This window comes from Streptomyces sp. NPDC046909 (assembly GCF_040644695.1).
In the GTDB taxonomy this organism is placed as follows: domain Bacteria; phylum Actinomycetota; class Actinomycetes; order Streptomycetales; family Streptomycetaceae; genus Streptomyces.
Genome location: NZ_JBEYXC010000004.1, coordinates 677,314 through 693,003 on the forward strand (window position 1 = coordinate 677,314; position 15,690 = coordinate 693,003).

General features: G+C 69.3%; 14 protein-coding genes and 1 pseudogene. 8 read left to right on the forward strand and 7 right to left on the reverse strand.

What is annotated here, in order from left to right:
- The first annotated feature begins 47 nt into the window (after positions 1-47).
- The 3 genes and pseudogenes from ABZ928_RS16065 to ABZ928_RS16075 all read left to right on the forward strand — a co-directional run.
- Positions 48-1,529 (forward strand): ATP-binding protein, encoded by a 1,482-nt coding sequence (locus ABZ928_RS16065; RefSeq protein ID WP_361518620.1) that lies wholly within the window; start codon positions 48-50, stop codon positions 1,527-1,529.
- Positions 1,530-1,629: 100 nt separating this feature from the next.
- Positions 1,630-1,776 carry a hypothetical protein gene (locus ABZ928_RS16070; protein ID WP_361518621.1) on the forward strand — a complete coding sequence of 49 codons (147 nt, stop codon included), beginning with the start codon at positions 1,630-1,632 and terminating at the stop codon, positions 1,774-1,776.
- A 168-nt stretch (positions 1,777-1,944) separates the two neighbouring features.
- Positions 1,945-2,136, forward strand: a pseudogene (locus ABZ928_RS16075) (DUF899 family protein); the annotation flags it as partial.
- Positions 2,137-2,274: 138 nt separating this feature from the next.
- Here the strand turns inward: ABZ928_RS16075 and ABZ928_RS16080 are convergent.
- Both ABZ928_RS16080 and ABZ928_RS16085 read right to left on the reverse strand, forming a co-directional pair.
- A complete protein-coding gene (locus ABZ928_RS16080; RefSeq protein WP_361518623.1) occupies positions 2,275-3,060 on the reverse strand; it encodes a serine protease in 786 nt (261 codons plus the stop codon).
- Between the two features lie 124 nt (positions 3,061-3,184).
- Positions 3,185-4,225: a hypothetical protein gene (locus tag ABZ928_RS16085; RefSeq protein ID WP_361518624.1), complete on the reverse strand. Its 1,041-nt coding sequence runs from the start codon at positions 4,223-4,225 to the stop codon at positions 3,185-3,187.
- Positions 4,226-4,350: 125 nt separating this feature from the next.
- On the opposite strand from ABZ928_RS16085, the gene ABZ928_RS16090 reads away from it, so the two are divergent.
- A complete protein-coding gene (locus ABZ928_RS16090) occupies positions 4,351-4,965 on the forward strand; it encodes a YdeI/OmpD-associated family protein (RefSeq protein WP_361518625.1) in 615 nt (204 codons plus the stop codon).
- 81 nt (positions 4,966-5,046) lie between these two features.
- On the opposite strand, the gene ABZ928_RS16095 is transcribed toward ABZ928_RS16090, so the two are convergent.
- The gene (locus tag ABZ928_RS16095; RefSeq protein WP_361518627.1) at positions 5,047-5,601 is read right to left on the reverse strand and encodes a YceI family protein; all 555 of its coding nucleotides are present in this window, start codon (positions 5,599-5,601) and stop codon (positions 5,047-5,049) included.
- A 151-nt stretch (positions 5,602-5,752) separates the two neighbouring features.
- Here ABZ928_RS16095 and ABZ928_RS16100 point away from each other — a divergent pair, with 151 nt between their 5' ends.
- The 4 genes from ABZ928_RS16100 (at position 5,753) to ABZ928_RS16115 (ending at position 10,634) form a co-directional block, all read left to right on the forward strand.
- Positions 5,753-8,080, forward strand: coding sequence for a polysaccharide lyase 8 family protein (locus ABZ928_RS16100; RefSeq protein ID WP_361518629.1), 2,328 nt, complete (start codon positions 5,753-5,755; stop codon positions 8,078-8,080).
- Between the two features lie 154 nt (positions 8,081-8,234).
- Complete coding sequence (locus ABZ928_RS16105) at positions 8,235-9,818, forward strand: acyl-CoA carboxylase subunit beta (protein WP_361518630.1); 1,584 nt, start codon at positions 8,235-8,237, stop codon at positions 9,816-9,818.
- 57 nt (positions 9,819-9,875) lie between these two features.
- Positions 9,876-10,070, forward strand: coding sequence for an acyl-CoA carboxylase subunit epsilon (locus ABZ928_RS16110; RefSeq protein WP_361518632.1), 195 nt, complete (start codon positions 9,876-9,878; stop codon positions 10,068-10,070).
- A 99-nt stretch (positions 10,071-10,169) separates the two neighbouring features.
- Positions 10,170-10,634 (forward strand): hypothetical protein, encoded by a 465-nt coding sequence (locus ABZ928_RS16115; protein ID WP_361518634.1) that lies wholly within the window; start codon positions 10,170-10,172, stop codon positions 10,632-10,634.
- Between the two features lie 77 nt (positions 10,635-10,711).
- Here the strand turns inward: ABZ928_RS16115 and ABZ928_RS16120 are convergent, their stop codons facing one another.
- The 4 genes from ABZ928_RS16120 to ABZ928_RS16135 all read right to left on the reverse strand — a co-directional run bounded on the left by ABZ928_RS16120 (position 10,712) and on the right by ABZ928_RS16135 (position 15,676).
- On the reverse strand, positions 10,712-11,293 hold the full coding sequence (locus tag ABZ928_RS16120; RefSeq protein ID WP_026248371.1) for an ATP/GTP-binding protein: 582 nt from the start codon (positions 11,291-11,293) through the stop codon (positions 10,712-10,714).
- A complete protein-coding gene (locus tag ABZ928_RS16125; protein WP_361518636.1) occupies positions 11,274-11,861 on the reverse strand; it encodes a DUF742 domain-containing protein in 588 nt (195 codons plus the stop codon). Before ABZ928_RS16125 ends, ABZ928_RS16120 begins: the two co-directional genes overlap by 20 nt.
- Before the next feature lie 97 nt (positions 11,862-11,958).
- Positions 11,959-12,372, reverse strand: coding sequence for a roadblock/LC7 domain-containing protein (locus tag ABZ928_RS16130; protein ID WP_004983065.1), 414 nt, complete (start codon positions 12,370-12,372; stop codon positions 11,959-11,961).
- A 10-nt stretch (positions 12,373-12,382) separates the two neighbouring features.
- Entirely contained in the window at positions 12,383-15,676 is a 3,294-nt protein-coding gene (locus ABZ928_RS16135) for a nitrate- and nitrite sensing domain-containing protein (protein WP_361518638.1), read from the reverse strand.
- Positions 15,677-15,690 lie beyond the last annotated feature (14 nt).

A 15,690-nucleotide genomic window follows, 5' to 3' on the forward strand; every position in this document is an offset into this window, starting at 1 on the left:
TGTTTCCGGGAAACGTATTTCCCTTAATGGCAGCTTGGAGGCAGCCGATGAGTCGTTCCCCCCACCTGCGCAAACCCCCTGACATGTTCGCCCGCGACTGGGAATGGAGCGAGCTGACCGCCTTCGCCGCCGACGGCGGGCCCGAGGCGACGATGGCCGTCGTCTCCGGGCGGCGTCGACAGGGCAAGTCCTTCCTCCTCGACTCGCTCGCCCGAGCCGCCGGCGGCTTCTACTTCTGTGCGTATGAAGCGACGGAGGCCGAATCGCTGCGTCGCTTCGGTGAGGAACTCGGCCAGTACGCAGGGAGCGTCGCCCCGATGCGCTTCGACCGGTGGGAGCAGGCCGTCGACGCGTTGCTCGCCCTGGGCAAGGAGCGGCCCGTCCCCGTAGTGATCGACGAATTCCCTTACCTGGCCCGAGCGACCCCGTCGTTGCCCTCGATCGTGCAGGTGGCGTACGGCCCCCGGCGGCCGGAGCGGCTCAAGTCCCGCACCCGGCTGCTTCTCTGTGGCAGTTCCCTGTCCTTCATGGGAAAACTGCTCAGTGGGACTTCCCCTCTGCGTGGCCGAGCCGGCCTCGAACTCATCGTGCAGCCCTTGGACTTCAGGCAGGCCGCGGCCTTCTGGGGCATCGACGATCCCAGACTCGCGCTGCTCGTGCACAGCGTCGTCGGCGGAACGCCCGCTTACCGCCGTGAGTTCGTCCGCGACGATGTCCCCGAAGACCTGGCCGACTTCGACGCCTGGATCTGCCGCACGGCGCTCTCCCCGCGCTCACCCCTCTACCGCGAGGCCCGGTATCTGCTGGCGGATGAATCCGATCTGCGCGACCGCGCGCTGTACCACTCCGTACTCGCGGCGCTCGCTTCCGGCAACGCCACCGCCGGGCGTATCGCCGGCTGTCTGGAACGGCCCATCAGCGACATCACTCATCCCCTCACCGTCCTGCAGGACTGCGGCCTCGTACGCCGGGAGGCGGACGCCTTCCGCAAGAACCGAAGTGTCTACCGCGTGGCCGAGCCGCTCATCGTCTTCGACCACGCCATTTCCCGCCCCAAACTCCCTCTGTTGGATCGCGGCAGGGCGGAGCAGGTATGGGCCAGTTCCCGCGCGCGCTTCCTGTCGGCCATCGTGGGGCCGCACTTCGAGCAGACCTGCCGCGAATGGGTGGCCCACTTCGCGGCACCGGACACCTTCGGAGGCATGCCGATCGACGTCTCGTACGGGACGGTGCCGGACCAAGCCGCACGCACCAGCCACGAGATCGACGTTGTCGTGCGAGGCGCCGTGGGCCAGGACAACGGGGTCCTGCTGGCCTTGGGGGAAGCCAAGTGGGACCAGGTCATGGGCCTCGGTCATCTGGAGCGGCTACGACACTGTGCCGCGCTGCTCGCCGGGCGCGGAGCCGACACCTCGGCGGTACGACTCGTCTGCTTCAGCGGAGCCGGGTTCACCGAGGACCTGAAAGCGGCGGAGGCAAGGGCGGAAGTCGTCCTGGTCGATCTGAAGCGCCTGTACGAGGGCGAGTGACCGGCAAGCCACGGCCAAGCCCCCGTCGTGGACTCGAAACCGCCACGGGGCCCCACCCCGGGAGGACGCGAATGATGCGGCACGCCTCCACCAGGAGAAGGTGGCCGCTCTGCGGAGGGCGCTCCCTCAGGGCCCGCCCGTCGACGACTACACCTTCGTCGAAGGTCCCGCCGACCTCGACGTCTACGTCACACCGGTCCGCGAGGTCCGTCTCGGTGAACTGTTCAGGTTCCCCAACGCCCCCTGATCATCTGCCACTTCATGTACGGCAAGCTCCAGACCGACCCTTGCCCGATGTGTCGATGCGGATCGACGGCTACAACGGCATCGCCCACCACGTCACCCGCAACGCCGACTTCGTCCTCGCGGCGGCCACCGACCCGCCCACCCTCCGGCAGTACGCCCGCACTCGCGGCTGGCCCCGGACGACCTCGGCAGAGGGGACGAGGACGGCGCGCAGGTATCCACGGTCTCCGTCTTCACCCGCGACAGTGACGGCACGGTCCGCCACTTCTACTCCGCCCACCCTCGCATGGCCGAGGACATCAAGGAACGCGGAATCGATCTCCTCACCCCGGTCTGGAACCTCCTCGACCTCACTCCGGACGGTCGCGGCGACTGGTACCCGGCCATCGATTACCAGGAGGGCTCCCCGCACCGGGTCCGGCTCCCACGCACACGGGCCCGGCGCCAACCCACGCCGGACCCGCGGAAGTTCGTACGAAGTCAGCTCGACGCCCGCCCGTCAGAGCGTCGACGCCGCCGAAGCTATCGCCGAGGCGAACGTGGACACCTCGGTGTACACCCCGGGCGCGTTGGGCCGGGCACACCCCTCGCCCCAGCTGACGATGCCCACCTGGATCCAGGCCCCGGCGCTGTCCTTGCGGAACATGGGCCCACCGGAGTCCCCCTGACAGGTGTCGACCCCGCCGGAGGCGAACCCGGCGCAGATCTCCTCGCTCGCGACGAGCCCGCTGTACGACCCGCCGTACGCCCGACACGTCGCGTCACTCACGAACGGCACGGTCGCCTTGAGGAGATACCGCTGCTGAGCCCCACCCTCCCGAGCCGCACCCCACCCGGCGACCGTGAAGTCCCCGGTGTTGTACGTCGAGTTGGTGGCGATCTTCAGCGTAGGAAGGTTGATCGGCTGGGCGAGCTTGATGAGCGCCCAGTCCTTGCCGGTGCCGTTGTAGCCGGGGGCTTGGAGCACCTTGGTGGAGCGGACCTGCACCCGCCCGCTGGTCGACTGGAGGTCGACGACCCCCGCGGTCGCGGTGATGCTGGTGTTGTTCCCGGACCCGCTCACGCAGTGCGCGGCGGTGAGCACGATCTGCTGTGTGTAGAGCGCCCCGCCACAGCCCATGGAGAGCCGGACCATGAACGGGAACTCGCCCTGCGCGGCCCGGGTCCCGCCGACGACGGGAGCCGGAGCGGCCTGCGCGGCCGAGACGGGCTGAAGACTGGCGATCGCGAGAGCCGCCGCGCCGAGAACCGCGGATCTCTTGAGGGCAGTGAGGAGTCTCTTCAACGTTCTGCCTTCCGTGGGGGGTGGAAGAAGACATGCGCATGCCAAGAGAAACAGCAAAGAGAAGCCCATCTGCTGGCATGGGCAGGTCAAATCTGTTGCTGGATTATGAGAACCCTGTGAGACCTCACACAAGGGGGGAGATTCGGCCAGCCCTCTCCTCCCGCGGTTCGGCCGTCTCGCGAGCGAGCCGCTTGAGCACGGGAAGAACGCGCCGCCGGTACACCTTGAACTGCCGTCCCTGGAGCGTGAGGGACCAGTAGGCGGAGTGGTCGCACCGGACGACCGTCGGCCGCCACGCCGTATCGAAGTGGATGAGCCCTTGAAGCCCCGACACCCGCACCAGCGAGTCGGGATTGTGCATCGGCGGAAACGGCGGGAACTCAGGAGCGAACACCGGTTCCAGCCCCTCCGCGGCGAGTTCGAGCGACCGCTTCTCGAAGGCGGCCGGTACGGCGTACCGGAACCGCTCGTACTCGAACCGGGGGTCGTCCGAGAACACGAGCAGAAGCAGCCGCTCGGGGCGCAACAGCCGTACACACTCGGTGAGTTCCCACAGCGTCCCCTCGCTCGCGCCGATGACCAGCGTGACGATCCGCGCCCGGCCGATCAGATCGCTGACGGGCGCCTGCCACTCGGCAAGCGGCAGATAGAACCGGCTCGCACCCGGCAGCGGCAGCCGCTCACCGGGCTTGCCGACCGCCACGACCCTGCCGAACCTGCGCCGCAGCAGCCGCGCCAGATCCTCCTCGTACGTCCGCCCGGTGGTGTGGGTGACCCGCTGACGGGGGCTGACCCTGGCCGCGGGCACCACCTCGGACATCGGCTGATCCACGTCGAAGGGCCGCAGAAAGAGGGTGAACTTCCGGTCCGGCAGGGCCTTCGGGTCCTCGATCACCCGCGCGGTGTGCCGCCGCCCGTGCCGGGCCAGCCGCGACCCCGCCACGACCGCCGCCATCCCCCCGGCGATCATCAGCACCCCGGTCCAGATCGCGTTCCCGGGACTCGAGTAGTCGTACACCGACGGGGCCCGCAGATGCCCGGCCCCACCCATCGCCGCGAAGAACCCCGCGATCCGCAGGAAACACCCCGTACCCCGGGCCCCACAGCCCACGGCACCCATCTGTCGCTGCTCGCGGACACCGGTGTCCGCCATGTCACTTCCCATGATTCCCGGCACGGTAGCGACGCGCCCCATGCCCCATGGCCGTATTCAGCCAAGATCCACCGGGGTCGGGTTCCGGGCCGCCATAGCGGACAGTTTCTGTCCTATTCCCCGCCTAGCTTGGCCTCATGACCGCACCCGGGGCCCAGACCACTCCCACCCCTATCTCCACCCTCACCCCTATCCCCACCCTCACCCTCCCCTTCACCTCCGCCGACGACCTCGACACCTGGCTCACCGCCCACCCCGCCCCGCACCCCGGCCTGTGGGTGAAGGTCGCGAAGAAGGCCTCCGGCATCCCCTCCGTCGGCTTCGCCGAGGTCAACGACGTAGCCCTCTGCCACGGCTGGATCACCGGCCAGCGCAAGGCGTTGGACGCCACGTACTTCCTTCAGCGCATCACTCCGCGCCGGCGCGGCAGCCTCTGGTCGCTGGTCAACGTCCGGCGGGTGGACGAGCTGATCGCGGACGGCCGGATGCGTGCCGCCGGCCTCGCGGAGATCGACGCGGCGAAGGCGGACGGGCGGTGGGCGGCGGCGTATCCGTCCCAGAAGGAGGCGGGCGTGCCGGACGACGTGGCCGCCGCCCTGGAGGGGAGTCCGCGGGCCAGGGCGGCGTTCGAGGCGCTGGGGAAGTCGGACCGCTACCAGCTGATGCTCGGCGCGCTCCAGGCACTCACACCGGAGAGCCGCGCGGCCCAAGTCGCCATGGTGGTCACGAAGTTGGAGCGTGCGCGGGCCTGAGACGCCGAGCGCCCGCCCTCGGCAACACGAGGGCGGGCGCGCTCAGGAACTCAGCGAGTCAGCGGCTTCCGGGAAGACGCGTCACGCGTTCTTGATCGCCGAGATGTCGAAGTTGAGCTTGATCTTGTCGGAGACCAGCACGCCACCCGTCTCCAGCGCGGCGTTCCAGGTCAGGCCCCACTCGGAGCGCTTGATCTCCGCCTTGCCCTCGAAGCCCACGCGCTCGTTGCCGAACGGGTCCTTCGCGGCGCCGTTGAACTCGAGGTCGATGGTGAGCGGCTTGGTGGTGCCGAGGATCGTGAGGTCACCGGTGATGCGGTAGTCCTCGTCGCCGAGGGCCTCCGCCTTGGTGGAGCGGAAGGTCATCGTCGGGAACTCGTCGATCTTGAAGAAGTCCGCGCTCTTGAGGTGCCCGTCGCGGTCCGGGGAGCCCGTGTCGATGCTCTCCATCTTGACGTCGATGGAGGCCGTCGACGCGGCCGGGTCGCCGCCGTCCAGGTGCAGCGAGCCACTGAAGTCGACGAACTTGCCCTTGACGTTGGTGACCATCGCGTGGCGGACGGTGAAGCCGATCGTGGAGTGGGAGGTGTCGATCGCGTAGTCGCCGGTCAGGGCGGTCAGGTCGGTGTTCGCCATGACGTGCTCCTTAGGAGTCGGGAAGACGGGAAGTCCAGAAGTTGAACGTTGAATCATCCAACGCAAACGACCGTAGACCTATTCCGTTCAAGTTTCAACATCATCCGCAAGGTGTTGGCGTGATGACACTGAGGTGGTAGATGCCCAGGGCATGAACCGACACCCCAGAGGCCCCCTCAGGTTCACCCGCCGGGCCGCCTTACTCACGGCGGCGCTCCTCGCCACGGCCACCCCCGTCACCCGCGCCGCCGCGCCCGACCCGTACGCCACCCTCCGTCTGCGCTGGCTCGACATCGCCCTCGGCACCGGCTACGACCCCACCGCCGAGCCCTATGCCACCCGCCTCGCCGAGACCGGCACCCTCGCCCGCGCCTTCCGTACGACGATGAACCCGACGGCGACCTCCCTGTGGCCCGGCTACCCGTACGACCCCCCGTCCGGCATCACCCAGAGCTACAGCCGCCTGTGGACCATGACCCAGGCCTACCTCCAGCAGGGCACCGGCTCCACCGCCGACGACACCCTCCTCGCGGACATCCTCCGCGGCCTCGACCACCTCTCGGCGACCATCTACAACCCCACCACCACCCGCTACGGCAACTGGTGGGAATGGCAGATCGGCAGCCCCCGCCTCCTCATGGACACCACGGCCGCCCTCCACGACCACCTCTCCGAGACCCAGCGGGAGGCCGCCTGCGCCGCCGTCGACCACTTCATCCCGGACGCGATGCTCACCGACTACTCCGGTACGTCGACGGGCGCCAACCGCGTGGACCTGTGCCGCTCGGTCGCCCTCCGGGGCATCCTCGGGACGGCACCCGAGAAGATCGCCCTCGCCCGCGACGCCCTCTCACCCGTCTTCCCTCACGTCGTCCAGGGCGACGGCCTCTACGCCGACGGCTCCTTCGTCCAGCACACCTGGGTCGCCTACTCCGGCACGTACGGCCAGGTCCTCCTCGACGGCCTGGGCCGCCTCTTCGCCCTCCTTGCCGGCTCGGAGTGGGAGGTGACCGACCCGAACCGCCAGATCGTCCTCGACGGCGTCGAGCACGCCTACGCCCCCCTGATCCACGACGGCCTGATGATGGACAGCGTCAACGGCCGTGCCATCAGCCGGGGTTACCTCAAGAGCGACGACCGGCACGTCATGCGCAGCGACCACTTCCACGGCCAGGGCGTCATCGCCGCCATCGCCCTCCTCGCGGGCGGCGCGAGCGCGGCGGAACGCGAGCGCTGGTACGGCCGTATCAAGGGATGGCTCGAACGCGACACCGTCGCACCGATCTTGACGGCCCGTCAGTTCGGAGTCGCCGACCTCGCACGCCTCCACAGGGTCGCCGACTCACCCGTCCCCGCCGCCCCCGACCCCGTCGGCCACCACCTCTTCGCCGCCATGGACCGCGCCGTCCACCGCCGCCCCGGCTTCGTCGCGAACATCGCCATGGTGAGCGACCGCATCGCGTCCTACGAGTGCGGCAACGGCGAGAACCCGCGCGGCTGGCACACGGGCGCCGGAATGCTCTACTGGTGGGCGCCGGGCCGCGGGGACCAGTACACCGACTGGTACTGGCCGACGGTCGACTGGTACCGCCTCCCGGGCACGACCGTCTCCACCCTCCGCCTCCCCGACAAGGCCGGCGGCGAGTGGGGCGAGCCCAAGCCCGACGTCCGCTGGGTCGGCGGCACCACCGACGGCGAGTACGCGGCGATCGGCCAGCACCTGAAGGGCCTCGGCTCCACCCTCCAGGCCCGTAAGTCATGGTTCTGCGTCGCGGACGCGGTGATCTGCCTGGGCGCCGGGATCAGCTGCACCGACGGCGTCCCGGTGGAGACGGTCGTCGACAACCGCAACCTGGGGGAGAACGGCACCCAGACCTTCGTACGGGGCCGGGGCTGGGCCCATCTGGAGGGCCACGGCGGCTGGTTGCTCCCGTACGGCGACCTGCGCGCCCTCCGGGAGGACCGCACCGGCGCCTGGTCGGACATCAACACGACCAGTACGACGGAGCGGGCCACCCGCCGCTGGCAGACCCTCTGGCTGGACCACGGCACCGACCCGACGGACGCGTCCTACGCCTACGTCCTGATGCCGGGCGCCTCCCGCCGCCTCGTCGCGGCCCGCGCCGCCGACCCCCACTGGCTGTCGGTCCTCGCCAACGACGCCACCCGCCAGGCCGTCCACGTCCCCTCCCTGGGCCTGACGGCGGCCAACTTCTGGCAGGCGGGCACGGCGGGCCCGCTCACCGCCACGGCGGGAGCGGGCGTGCTGCTCCGCCGCGAGGGCCGCACCGCTACCCTCTGCGTGAGCGAGCCCCCGCGCACGGGGGAGCCGCTGGAGATCACCTGGGACCACCCGGTCCGCACGGTGATCCGGGCCGACGACCCCGTCGAGATCGTCTCCACAAGCCGCCGTCTGCGCCTCCGTGTCACTCCGGGGAGGGCATGCGCCACCTTCCGATGTGAGGTGGCTCTCAGCTGACGGCTTTGTCTGACCCCTACAAGCGAGACGCCCCCTGAGCAGTCGGAACGGCTGCATGCCGCCGAGGTTCTGTTCAGGGGTACCAGGAAAACGGGCCGGAGACTGTACGGAGTCGACGGCCCGCTTTCCTTGCCGTGCTTCGTAAGGTCACTACATGACCGTTTTGGATGACGCACCGGGTGAGCCGACGGACGCACGCGGGCGAGTGGCCGAGCTGCACGAGATCCGTGCGCAGGCGCTGGCCGGACCGAGCGAGAAGGCGACCGAGGCGCAGCACGCCAAGGGCAAGCTGACCGCCCGGGAGCGCATCGAGCTGCTCCTCGACGCGGGCTCCTTCCAGGAGGTCGAGCAGCTGCGCCGGCACCGCGCGGTCGGCTTCGGCCTGGAGGCCAAGAAGCCGTACACCGACGGTGTCATCACTGGCTGGGGCACGGTCGAGGGCCGCACGGTCTTCGTCTACGCGCACGACTTCCGGATCTTCGGCGGTGCGCTGGGTGAGGCCCACGCCACGAAGATCCACAAGATCATGGACATGGCCATCGCGGCGGGCGCTCCGCTGGTGTCGCTGAACGACGGTGCGGGAGCCCGTATCCAGGAGGGCGTGAGCGCTCTCGCCGGCTACGGCGGCATCTTCCAGCGCAACACCAAGGCGAGCGGGGTCATCCCGCAGATCAGCGTCATGCTCGGCCCGTGCGCGGGCGGCGCGGCCTACAGTCCGGCTCTGACGGACTTCGTCTTCATGGTCCGTGAGACCTCGCAGATGTTCATCACCGGTCCGGACGTGGTCAAGGCCGTGACGGGCGAGGAGATTTCGCAGAACGGCCTGGGCGGCGCGGACGTGCACGCCGAGACGTCGGGCGTCTGCCACTTCGCGTACGACGACGAGGAGACGTGCATCGCGGAGGTGCGCTACCTCCTGTCGCTGCTCCCGCAGAACAACCGGGAGAACCCGCCGCGCGTGGAGTCCACGGACGCGTCGGACCGCCGTAGCGACGTACTGCTCGACCTGGTCCCGGCGGACGGCAACCGTCCGTACGACATGGCCAAGGTCATCGAGGAGATCGTCGACGACGGCGAGTACCTGGAGGTCCACGAGCGCTGGGCGCGCAACATCATCTGCGCGCTGGCGAGGCTGGACGGCCAGGTGGTCGGCATCGTGGCGAACCAGCCGCAGTCGCTGGCGGGCGTACTGGACATCGAGGCGTCGGAAAAAGCTGCGCGTTTCGTCCAGATGTGTGACGCTTTTAACATCCCGATCGTGACCTTCCTCGACGTCCCGGGCTTCCTCCCGGGCGTCGACCAGGAGCACGGCGGGATCATCCGTCACGGCGCGAAGCTCCTCTACGCCTACTGCAATGCGACCGTGCCGAGGATCTCGCTGATCCTGCGCAAGGCGTACGGAGGTGCGTACATCGTCATGGACAGCCAGTCCATCGGCGCGGACCTCACGTACGCGTGGCCCACGAACGAGATCGCCGTGATGGGCGCCGAGGGTGCCGCCAACGTCATCTTCCGCAGGCAGATCGCCGAGGCGGAAGACCCCGAGGCGATGCGGCAGAAGATGGTCAAGGAGTACAAGTCCGAGCTCATGCACCCGTATTACGCGGCTGAGCGCGGCCTGGTGGACGACGTGATCGACCCGGCGGAAACCCGCGAGGTCCTCATCAAGTCTCTCTCGATGCTCCAGACCAAGCACGCCGACCTGCCCTCCCGCAAGCACGGCAACCCCCCGCAGTAACCCAGCGGACCCTCCGCGATACCCCCGCGGAAACCTCTCTCCCGGAGACTGACACCCATGAACACTCCCGACATCCGCGTCGAGAAGGGCCACGCCGAGCCCGAGGAAGTCGCCGCCATCACGGCCATCCTCCTGGCCCGCGCTGCCGCCCAGCCGTCCACGACCGAGCAGAGCCACCGAGGCCGCCCGAAGGCCGGCTGGCGCCGCCTGGAGCGCGAGGGCGGCTTCCGCGCCCCGCACAGCTGGCACTGAGCGCGCCACAGCGACACAGAGGGCCCCGGCCGTCCATCATGGGCGGCGGGGCCTTTTGTTGTCTGCGCGGAGGGGGAACTGGTGGGAGTGCCGGGCGAGTTGGCGGACGAGGTCGAGCTGATCGAAGCGCTCCTTCAGCCCTTCAGGACGGTGAAAGACGGCCTGGACAAAGCGAATGTCCGTGAAGAGGCCGAGACGGTGGTGCATGAGTTGCTCGCGCTCTATGAACAGGGCGACGAGGGGACCCGAGTGGCCGTCCGGGGACTGTTGGGGCAGTGCGACGACTTCAGCTGGGCCACGAGAGCCCTGCCGCCAGGGCGGACGCCCGAAGCCTTCCGGCGGAGACTGCTCTACCTGTCGGCCAGGGACCAAGCTTTTGACCCCCGGGACGAGATGGTCTGGCTGAACGACATGTGCGAGCAGGCCCGTGAGGCGGGCGTCGACATGCGCCCCCTTCTTCTGGAGATCGCCGAACTCTCCAGCACCGAGGACAAGTACGGGATGGGATCCCTCCGCGGCATCCTCCTCAGGGCCGCCGAACGCGACCCCGTCGGCCTCTGGTAGCCCCCGGTCAACACAACGGCCCCTGCGCCTCCTTGGAGAGGCTCAGGGGCCGTTACGCGTTGTGCGTGCCGGAGTTGCTAGCGCAGGCGGGCCATCAGCGCATGCTCCACGAGCGTGATCAGGGCCGACTTGGCGTCCGCGCGGTGGCGGGCGTCCGTCGTGATGATCGGGGTGTCGGGGCCGATCTGGAGCGCCTCGCGGACCTCGTCCGGGTTGTACGGCTGGTTGCCGTCGAAGCCGTTCAACGCGATGACGAAGGGGAGGCCGCTGTTCTCGAAGTAGTCGACGGCCGGGAAGCAGTCGGCGAGGCGGCGGGTGTCCACCAGGACGATCGCGCCGATGGCGCCGCGTACCAGGTCGTCCCACATGAACCAGAAGCGGTCCTGGCCCGGCGTACCGAAGAGGTACAGGATCAGGTCCTGGTCCAGGGTGATACGGCCGAAGTCCATGGCGACCGTCGTGGTCGTCTTGTCTCCGGTGTGGGTGAGGTCGTCGATGCCCGCTGACGCGGACGTCATCACAGCCTCGGTACGCAGCGGGTTGATCTCCGAGACGGCCCCGACGAACGTGGTCTTGCCCACGCCGAAGCCACCCGCCACCACGATCTTCGCCGAGGTGGTGGAGCGGGAAGGACCGCCGCTAGAGCTTGCGAAGTCCACTGAGCACCCTTTCGAGCAGTGTCACGTCTGGCTGGCCGCCGGCGTTCTCGTCGCCGCCCGGCTGGTGAATGGCGACCAGGCCCGCCTCCGCCAAGTCGGCGACGAGGATCCTGGCCACACCGAGAGGGATGGTCAGCAACGCCGAGACCTCGGCTACCGACTTGATCTCCCGGCAGAGGTTGCAGATCCGCTGATGCTCGGGCAACTGGCCCTGCATCTGGTGCGGCTGCGCGGTGGTGTGCACCAGCGCCTCGATGGCGAGCTGGTAGCGCGGGCGCGTCCGTCCGCCGGTCATGGCGTACGGGCGCACCAAGGGGTTGTTCGACGCCCCCGCGGGCGCCGGCTCAGGGGAGCGTCGCTGCGGCTGCACAGGCTGGATACGCGGTGCCGGCGGCTGGTCGTACGGCGACGGACCGGGACCCTGGGGGCCCTGGGGCGCGTACGGCTGCCGCTGGCTGGGTGCGGAGGGGAAGTTGTAACGGTTCGGGTTCTGGGCACCGTCGTTCTGGCCCTGTCCGGGGCCGTACGACCAATTGCCCGACGATGAACCGCCTGGGGGTGTTGCCACTTTCTCTCCTCCTCCGACTGTGCCGGGCACCGCATCACTGTGGAGCCGCGTCCCGAAACCTTACGGCCCCGGGACGCCAAAACGCACCGTCTGTCTGTCAGTTGAGCAGGCTCCCTTGGAGCTCCGCACGCAGATCGGGCGTCAGGACCGTGCCGGCACGGTCCACCAGAAGGGCCATCTCATACCCAATGAGGCCGATGTCCGCCTCGGGGTGCGCCAGAACCGCCAGCGAGGAACCGTCGGAAATGGACATGATGAACAGGAATCCCCGCTCCATCTCCACAACCGTCTGATTCACGCTGCCGCCCTCGAAGATGCGCGAGGCACCCGCGGTCAGCGAGGTCAGACCGGAGGCCACAGCCGCAAGCTGGTCGGCGCGGTCACGCGGAAAACCCTCGGACATCGCCAGAAGGAGTCCGTCGGCGGAGACCACCACCGTGTGAGACACCCCGGGGGTGTTGTCCACGAAATTGGTGATCAACCAGTTCAGGTTCTGTGCCGCCTGGCTCATCGGGCTCACACTAACGCTCCTGGTTGTAGGTGCTGTCAGGACCGAAGCCCTGGCCGTTCGTTTCACTGCCTGCGCTGCGACCCCGCTGGACACCGCGGCGCAGGTTGCTCAACCTGCCCCGGACGTCCTCGGGAGCGCGGGAGACCTGTGGGCCCCCCTGGGGGGTGGTTTCGGCGGCGCCCTCGACCAGGTTGGCCTTGGGAACCCGCCGCGGCAGACCGGAGGAGGTGACCCCGCCCGCCTTGGGCTTCTTGAGCGCCGAGGCCTGCTGCCAGCGCTCGTCGTTGGCCGAGCGCCAGTCGCCGCTGCCATTGCCGTTGCTCTCCGCTGCGGAGGGCGCCGACTGCGAGCTGGTGTGCCGCGACTCGAACAGGCTGCCGCCCGAACCGTTCGCGCCGCCCGAGCCGTTGGCTCCGCCCAGGGTGGATCCGGCGGATCCACGGCGCGGAAGCCCGGCGTCGGTCAGGTCGTGGACGGCGGACGGGCCCGGCCCAGGACGCTCGAAGCCTACGCGGTCGCGCTCACTCACGTCAGCGGCCTGCACGGATTCCGCTTCGGGAGCGTACTGGTCGGCGTAGCCGTTCTGGTAGCTCTCCTGCTGCGGCCAGTCGTCCTGGTAACGCCGCTCCTCGAAGGCCGGGAAGGACTCCGGGGCGGAGCTGTGGGCGCCCGCGGGCTCCTCCTGGACCGGCTCCGCATACGCGGGCTCGGGGTAGCCGCCGTTCGGCGAGAAGGTGTCGTTCTGCGGGACCGAGCCGTTCGGCGCGAAGTACTGCTCGTCGTACGACGCCTGCTGGGGCTCCTCGTACGCGGCGCGCTGCGGCTCGGCGTACGCCGACTGCTGCTGCTCCTCGTAGCCCTGAGGCTGCTGGAAGCCGCTCTGGCCGCTCTCGTAGGCCGCCTGACGGGCGTCGAACTCGGCGCCGTAGGAAGCGGCCGAGGAGCCCTCCAGGGACGGCTGGCCGGTCTGCGCCTCCAGGGCCGCGCGGCGCTCCTCACGCATGAGGGAGCGGCCTACGGGGTCCAGCTCGCGGATGTCGTCCGGGACCTCGGAGTAGCGGCTGTCGTCGAAGCCGAGCTCGGCGGCCGTACGCATCGGCAGACCGTTGTTGAAGTCCTCACCCTGGAAGTTCTGCTCCGGGATGATCTGCGAGACGGTGAACTCGTCGTGCGACGGCGCCTGCTGCTCGCCACCGCCACCGTGGGTGATCGCGTCGGGCAGCATGACCAGCGAGGTCGTACCGGCCTGCTCGCCGGAGGGGCGGAGCTGGACGCGGATGCCGTGCCGGTCGGACAGCCGGCCGACCACGAACAGGCCCATGCGCTGCGAGATCGCGGCGTCCACGGTCGGCGGGTTGGCCAGCTTGTGGTTGATGTCCGCGAAGTCCTCGGCGGTGAGGCCGATGCCCTTGTCGTGGATCTCGATCATCACGCGGCCGTCGGGGAGACGGGTCGCGGTGACACGGACCTTGGTCTGCGGGGAGGAGAACGTGGTGGCGTTCTCCAGCAGCTCGGCGAGCAGGTGTACGAGGTCGGTCACGGCACGGCCGTGGATCTCGGCCTCCGGGACGCCGGAGAGCTCGATGCGCTCGTACTGCTCCACCTCGGAGGAGGCGGCGCGCAGGACGTCGACCAGCGGGACCGGCTGGTCCCAGCGGCGGCCGGGCTCCTCGCCGGCGAGGACCAGGAGGTTCTCGCCGTTGCGGCGCATACGGGTCGCGAGGTGGTCCAGGCGGAAGAGGTTTTCCAGCTGGTCCGGGTCGGCCTCGTTGTTCTCCAGGTCGGTGATGAGGGTCAGCTGGCCCTCGATCAGCGACTGGTTGCGGCGCGAGAGGTTGGTGAAGATCGCGTTGATGTTGCCCCGCAGCAGGGCCTGCTCGGCGGCGAGCCGGACGGCCTCGCGGTGGACCTGGTCGAAGGCGCGGGCGACCTCGCCGATCTCGTCGGTCGTGTTGATCGGGATCGGCGCGACCCGGGTGTCGACCCGGCCGGGGTCGGTGCGGGAGAGCTGGTCGACCAGCATCGGCAGGCGCTGCTCGGCGATGCCGAAGGCGGCGTTGCGCAGCTGGCGCATCGAGCGGGACATCTGGCGGGCCACCATGCCGGCCAGGATGAACGCGGCGAGCAGGGCGACCACGACGGCGGCACCGGTGATCAGCGCGTCACGCTTGGCGTTGTCGGCGATGGTCGACGCCTCGTTCACCGCGGTGTCGGTCATGTCGGACTCGATGGTCCGGTAGGTCTTGTACTTGAGGGTGTTGAACGCCCACCAGTTGGTGGCCGTGACGCCCTTGGCGGCGAGCGCCTGGCGCCCGGCCGGATCCGTGGAGGTGACGCCGCCCACCACGTACTTGACGAACTCGGCCGTGTCGGTCGTCGGCGCCGGCACGTACTTCGGGTTCTGCTTCGCGGCGTCCTGGGCCATCGCCTTGCCGTCCGCGAGCGCCTGCTTCTGCAGGGTCTCCAGCTTGGCCTGGTCGGCCTCGGTGCCACCGCCGATGTACTCCTCGATGGCGATGCCCTCGAGGTAGGCGTACGAGGTGAGCGCGGTGCGCTGGGAGGCCAGGTCCGTGTCCTCGGGGCCCGGGTTGATCAGCAGGTGCATGCCGATGGAGCGCTCGAGGGACAGCGAGGCCTTGGTCAGCGCGATGGCGTAGACGGTACGGCCGTAGCTGGTGATGTTTCCGGTGCCCAGACCGAGCTCGTTGGCGAACTCCATCAGGGGGTGCGCGACCTCGACGTAGCCCTCTTCGGTCTGTACGCCGGTGAGCTTGGAGGTGTAGGCGACCGTGCGGATGGTGTCGAGCTTGGGCTCCACCTTGCGGAACAGCTGGAGGCGGCGCTGGAGGCCCGCCGTCTGCGGCATGTTCTGCGCGGCCTCGTCGAAGGCGTCGGCGGCGCTGTCGGTGGTCTTGCGGGCGGCGACGACCGTCTTGTCGTCCTCACCCTTGCCCTCGAGGAGCGGTGCGGCGGTGACGTCACGCTCGTTGTAGAGGGCGTCGCCGTAGCTCAGGGCGGCCCGGACCAGACGTGCGGTCTTCTCCGCGTCCTCGGCCTGCTGCCAGGTGTCGATCGAGCTCTTCACCTGGAAGCCGCCCATGACGAGGCCGACCAGCACGGGTATGAGCAGGATCGCGTTCAGCCGCGTCGGCACGCGCCAGTTGCGCGGGGAGAGACGGCCGCCGCTCGGAGCGGGCGCGGCCGTCGGTTCCGGACCGGGCACAGGGGCGGGCGCCGCTCCGCGCGGCGGCGGGGTGAAGTTGCCCCGGGCCGACGGCTCGGGACCGTTCTTGCTTCGCCTCACTCGACCAACAACCT

What these genes read in the sequence shown, in the direction of transcription:
- ABZ928_RS16085 (WP_361518624.1), bottom strand. Translation starts at nt 4,225, where the DNA reads ATGGGAAGTGACATGGCGGACACCGGTGTCCGCGAGCAGCGACAGATG.
- ABZ928_RS16090 (WP_361518625.1), top strand. Translation starts at nt 4,351, where the DNA reads ATGACCGCACCCGGGGCCCAGACCACTCCCACCCCTATCTCCACCCTC.
- ABZ928_RS16105 (WP_361518630.1), top strand. Translation starts at nt 8,235, where the DNA reads ATGACCGTTTTGGATGACGCACCGGGTGAGCCGACGGACGCACGCGGG.
- ABZ928_RS16095 (WP_361518627.1), bottom strand. Translation starts at nt 5,601, where the DNA reads ATGGCGAACACCGACCTGACCGCCCTGACCGGCGACTACGCGATCGAC.
- ABZ928_RS16100 (WP_361518629.1), top strand. Translation starts at nt 5,753, where the DNA reads ATGAACCGACACCCCAGAGGCCCCCTCAGGTTCACCCGCCGGGCCGCC.
- ABZ928_RS16110 (WP_361518632.1), top strand. Translation starts at nt 9,876, where the DNA reads ATGAACACTCCCGACATCCGCGTCGAGAAGGGCCACGCCGAGCCCGAG.
- ABZ928_RS16065 (WP_361518620.1), top strand. Translation starts at nt 48, where the DNA reads ATGAGTCGTTCCCCCCACCTGCGCAAACCCCCTGACATGTTCGCCCGC.
- ABZ928_RS16130 (WP_004983065.1), bottom strand. Translation starts at nt 12,372, where the DNA reads ATGAGCCAGGCGGCACAGAACCTGAACTGGTTGATCACCAATTTCGTG.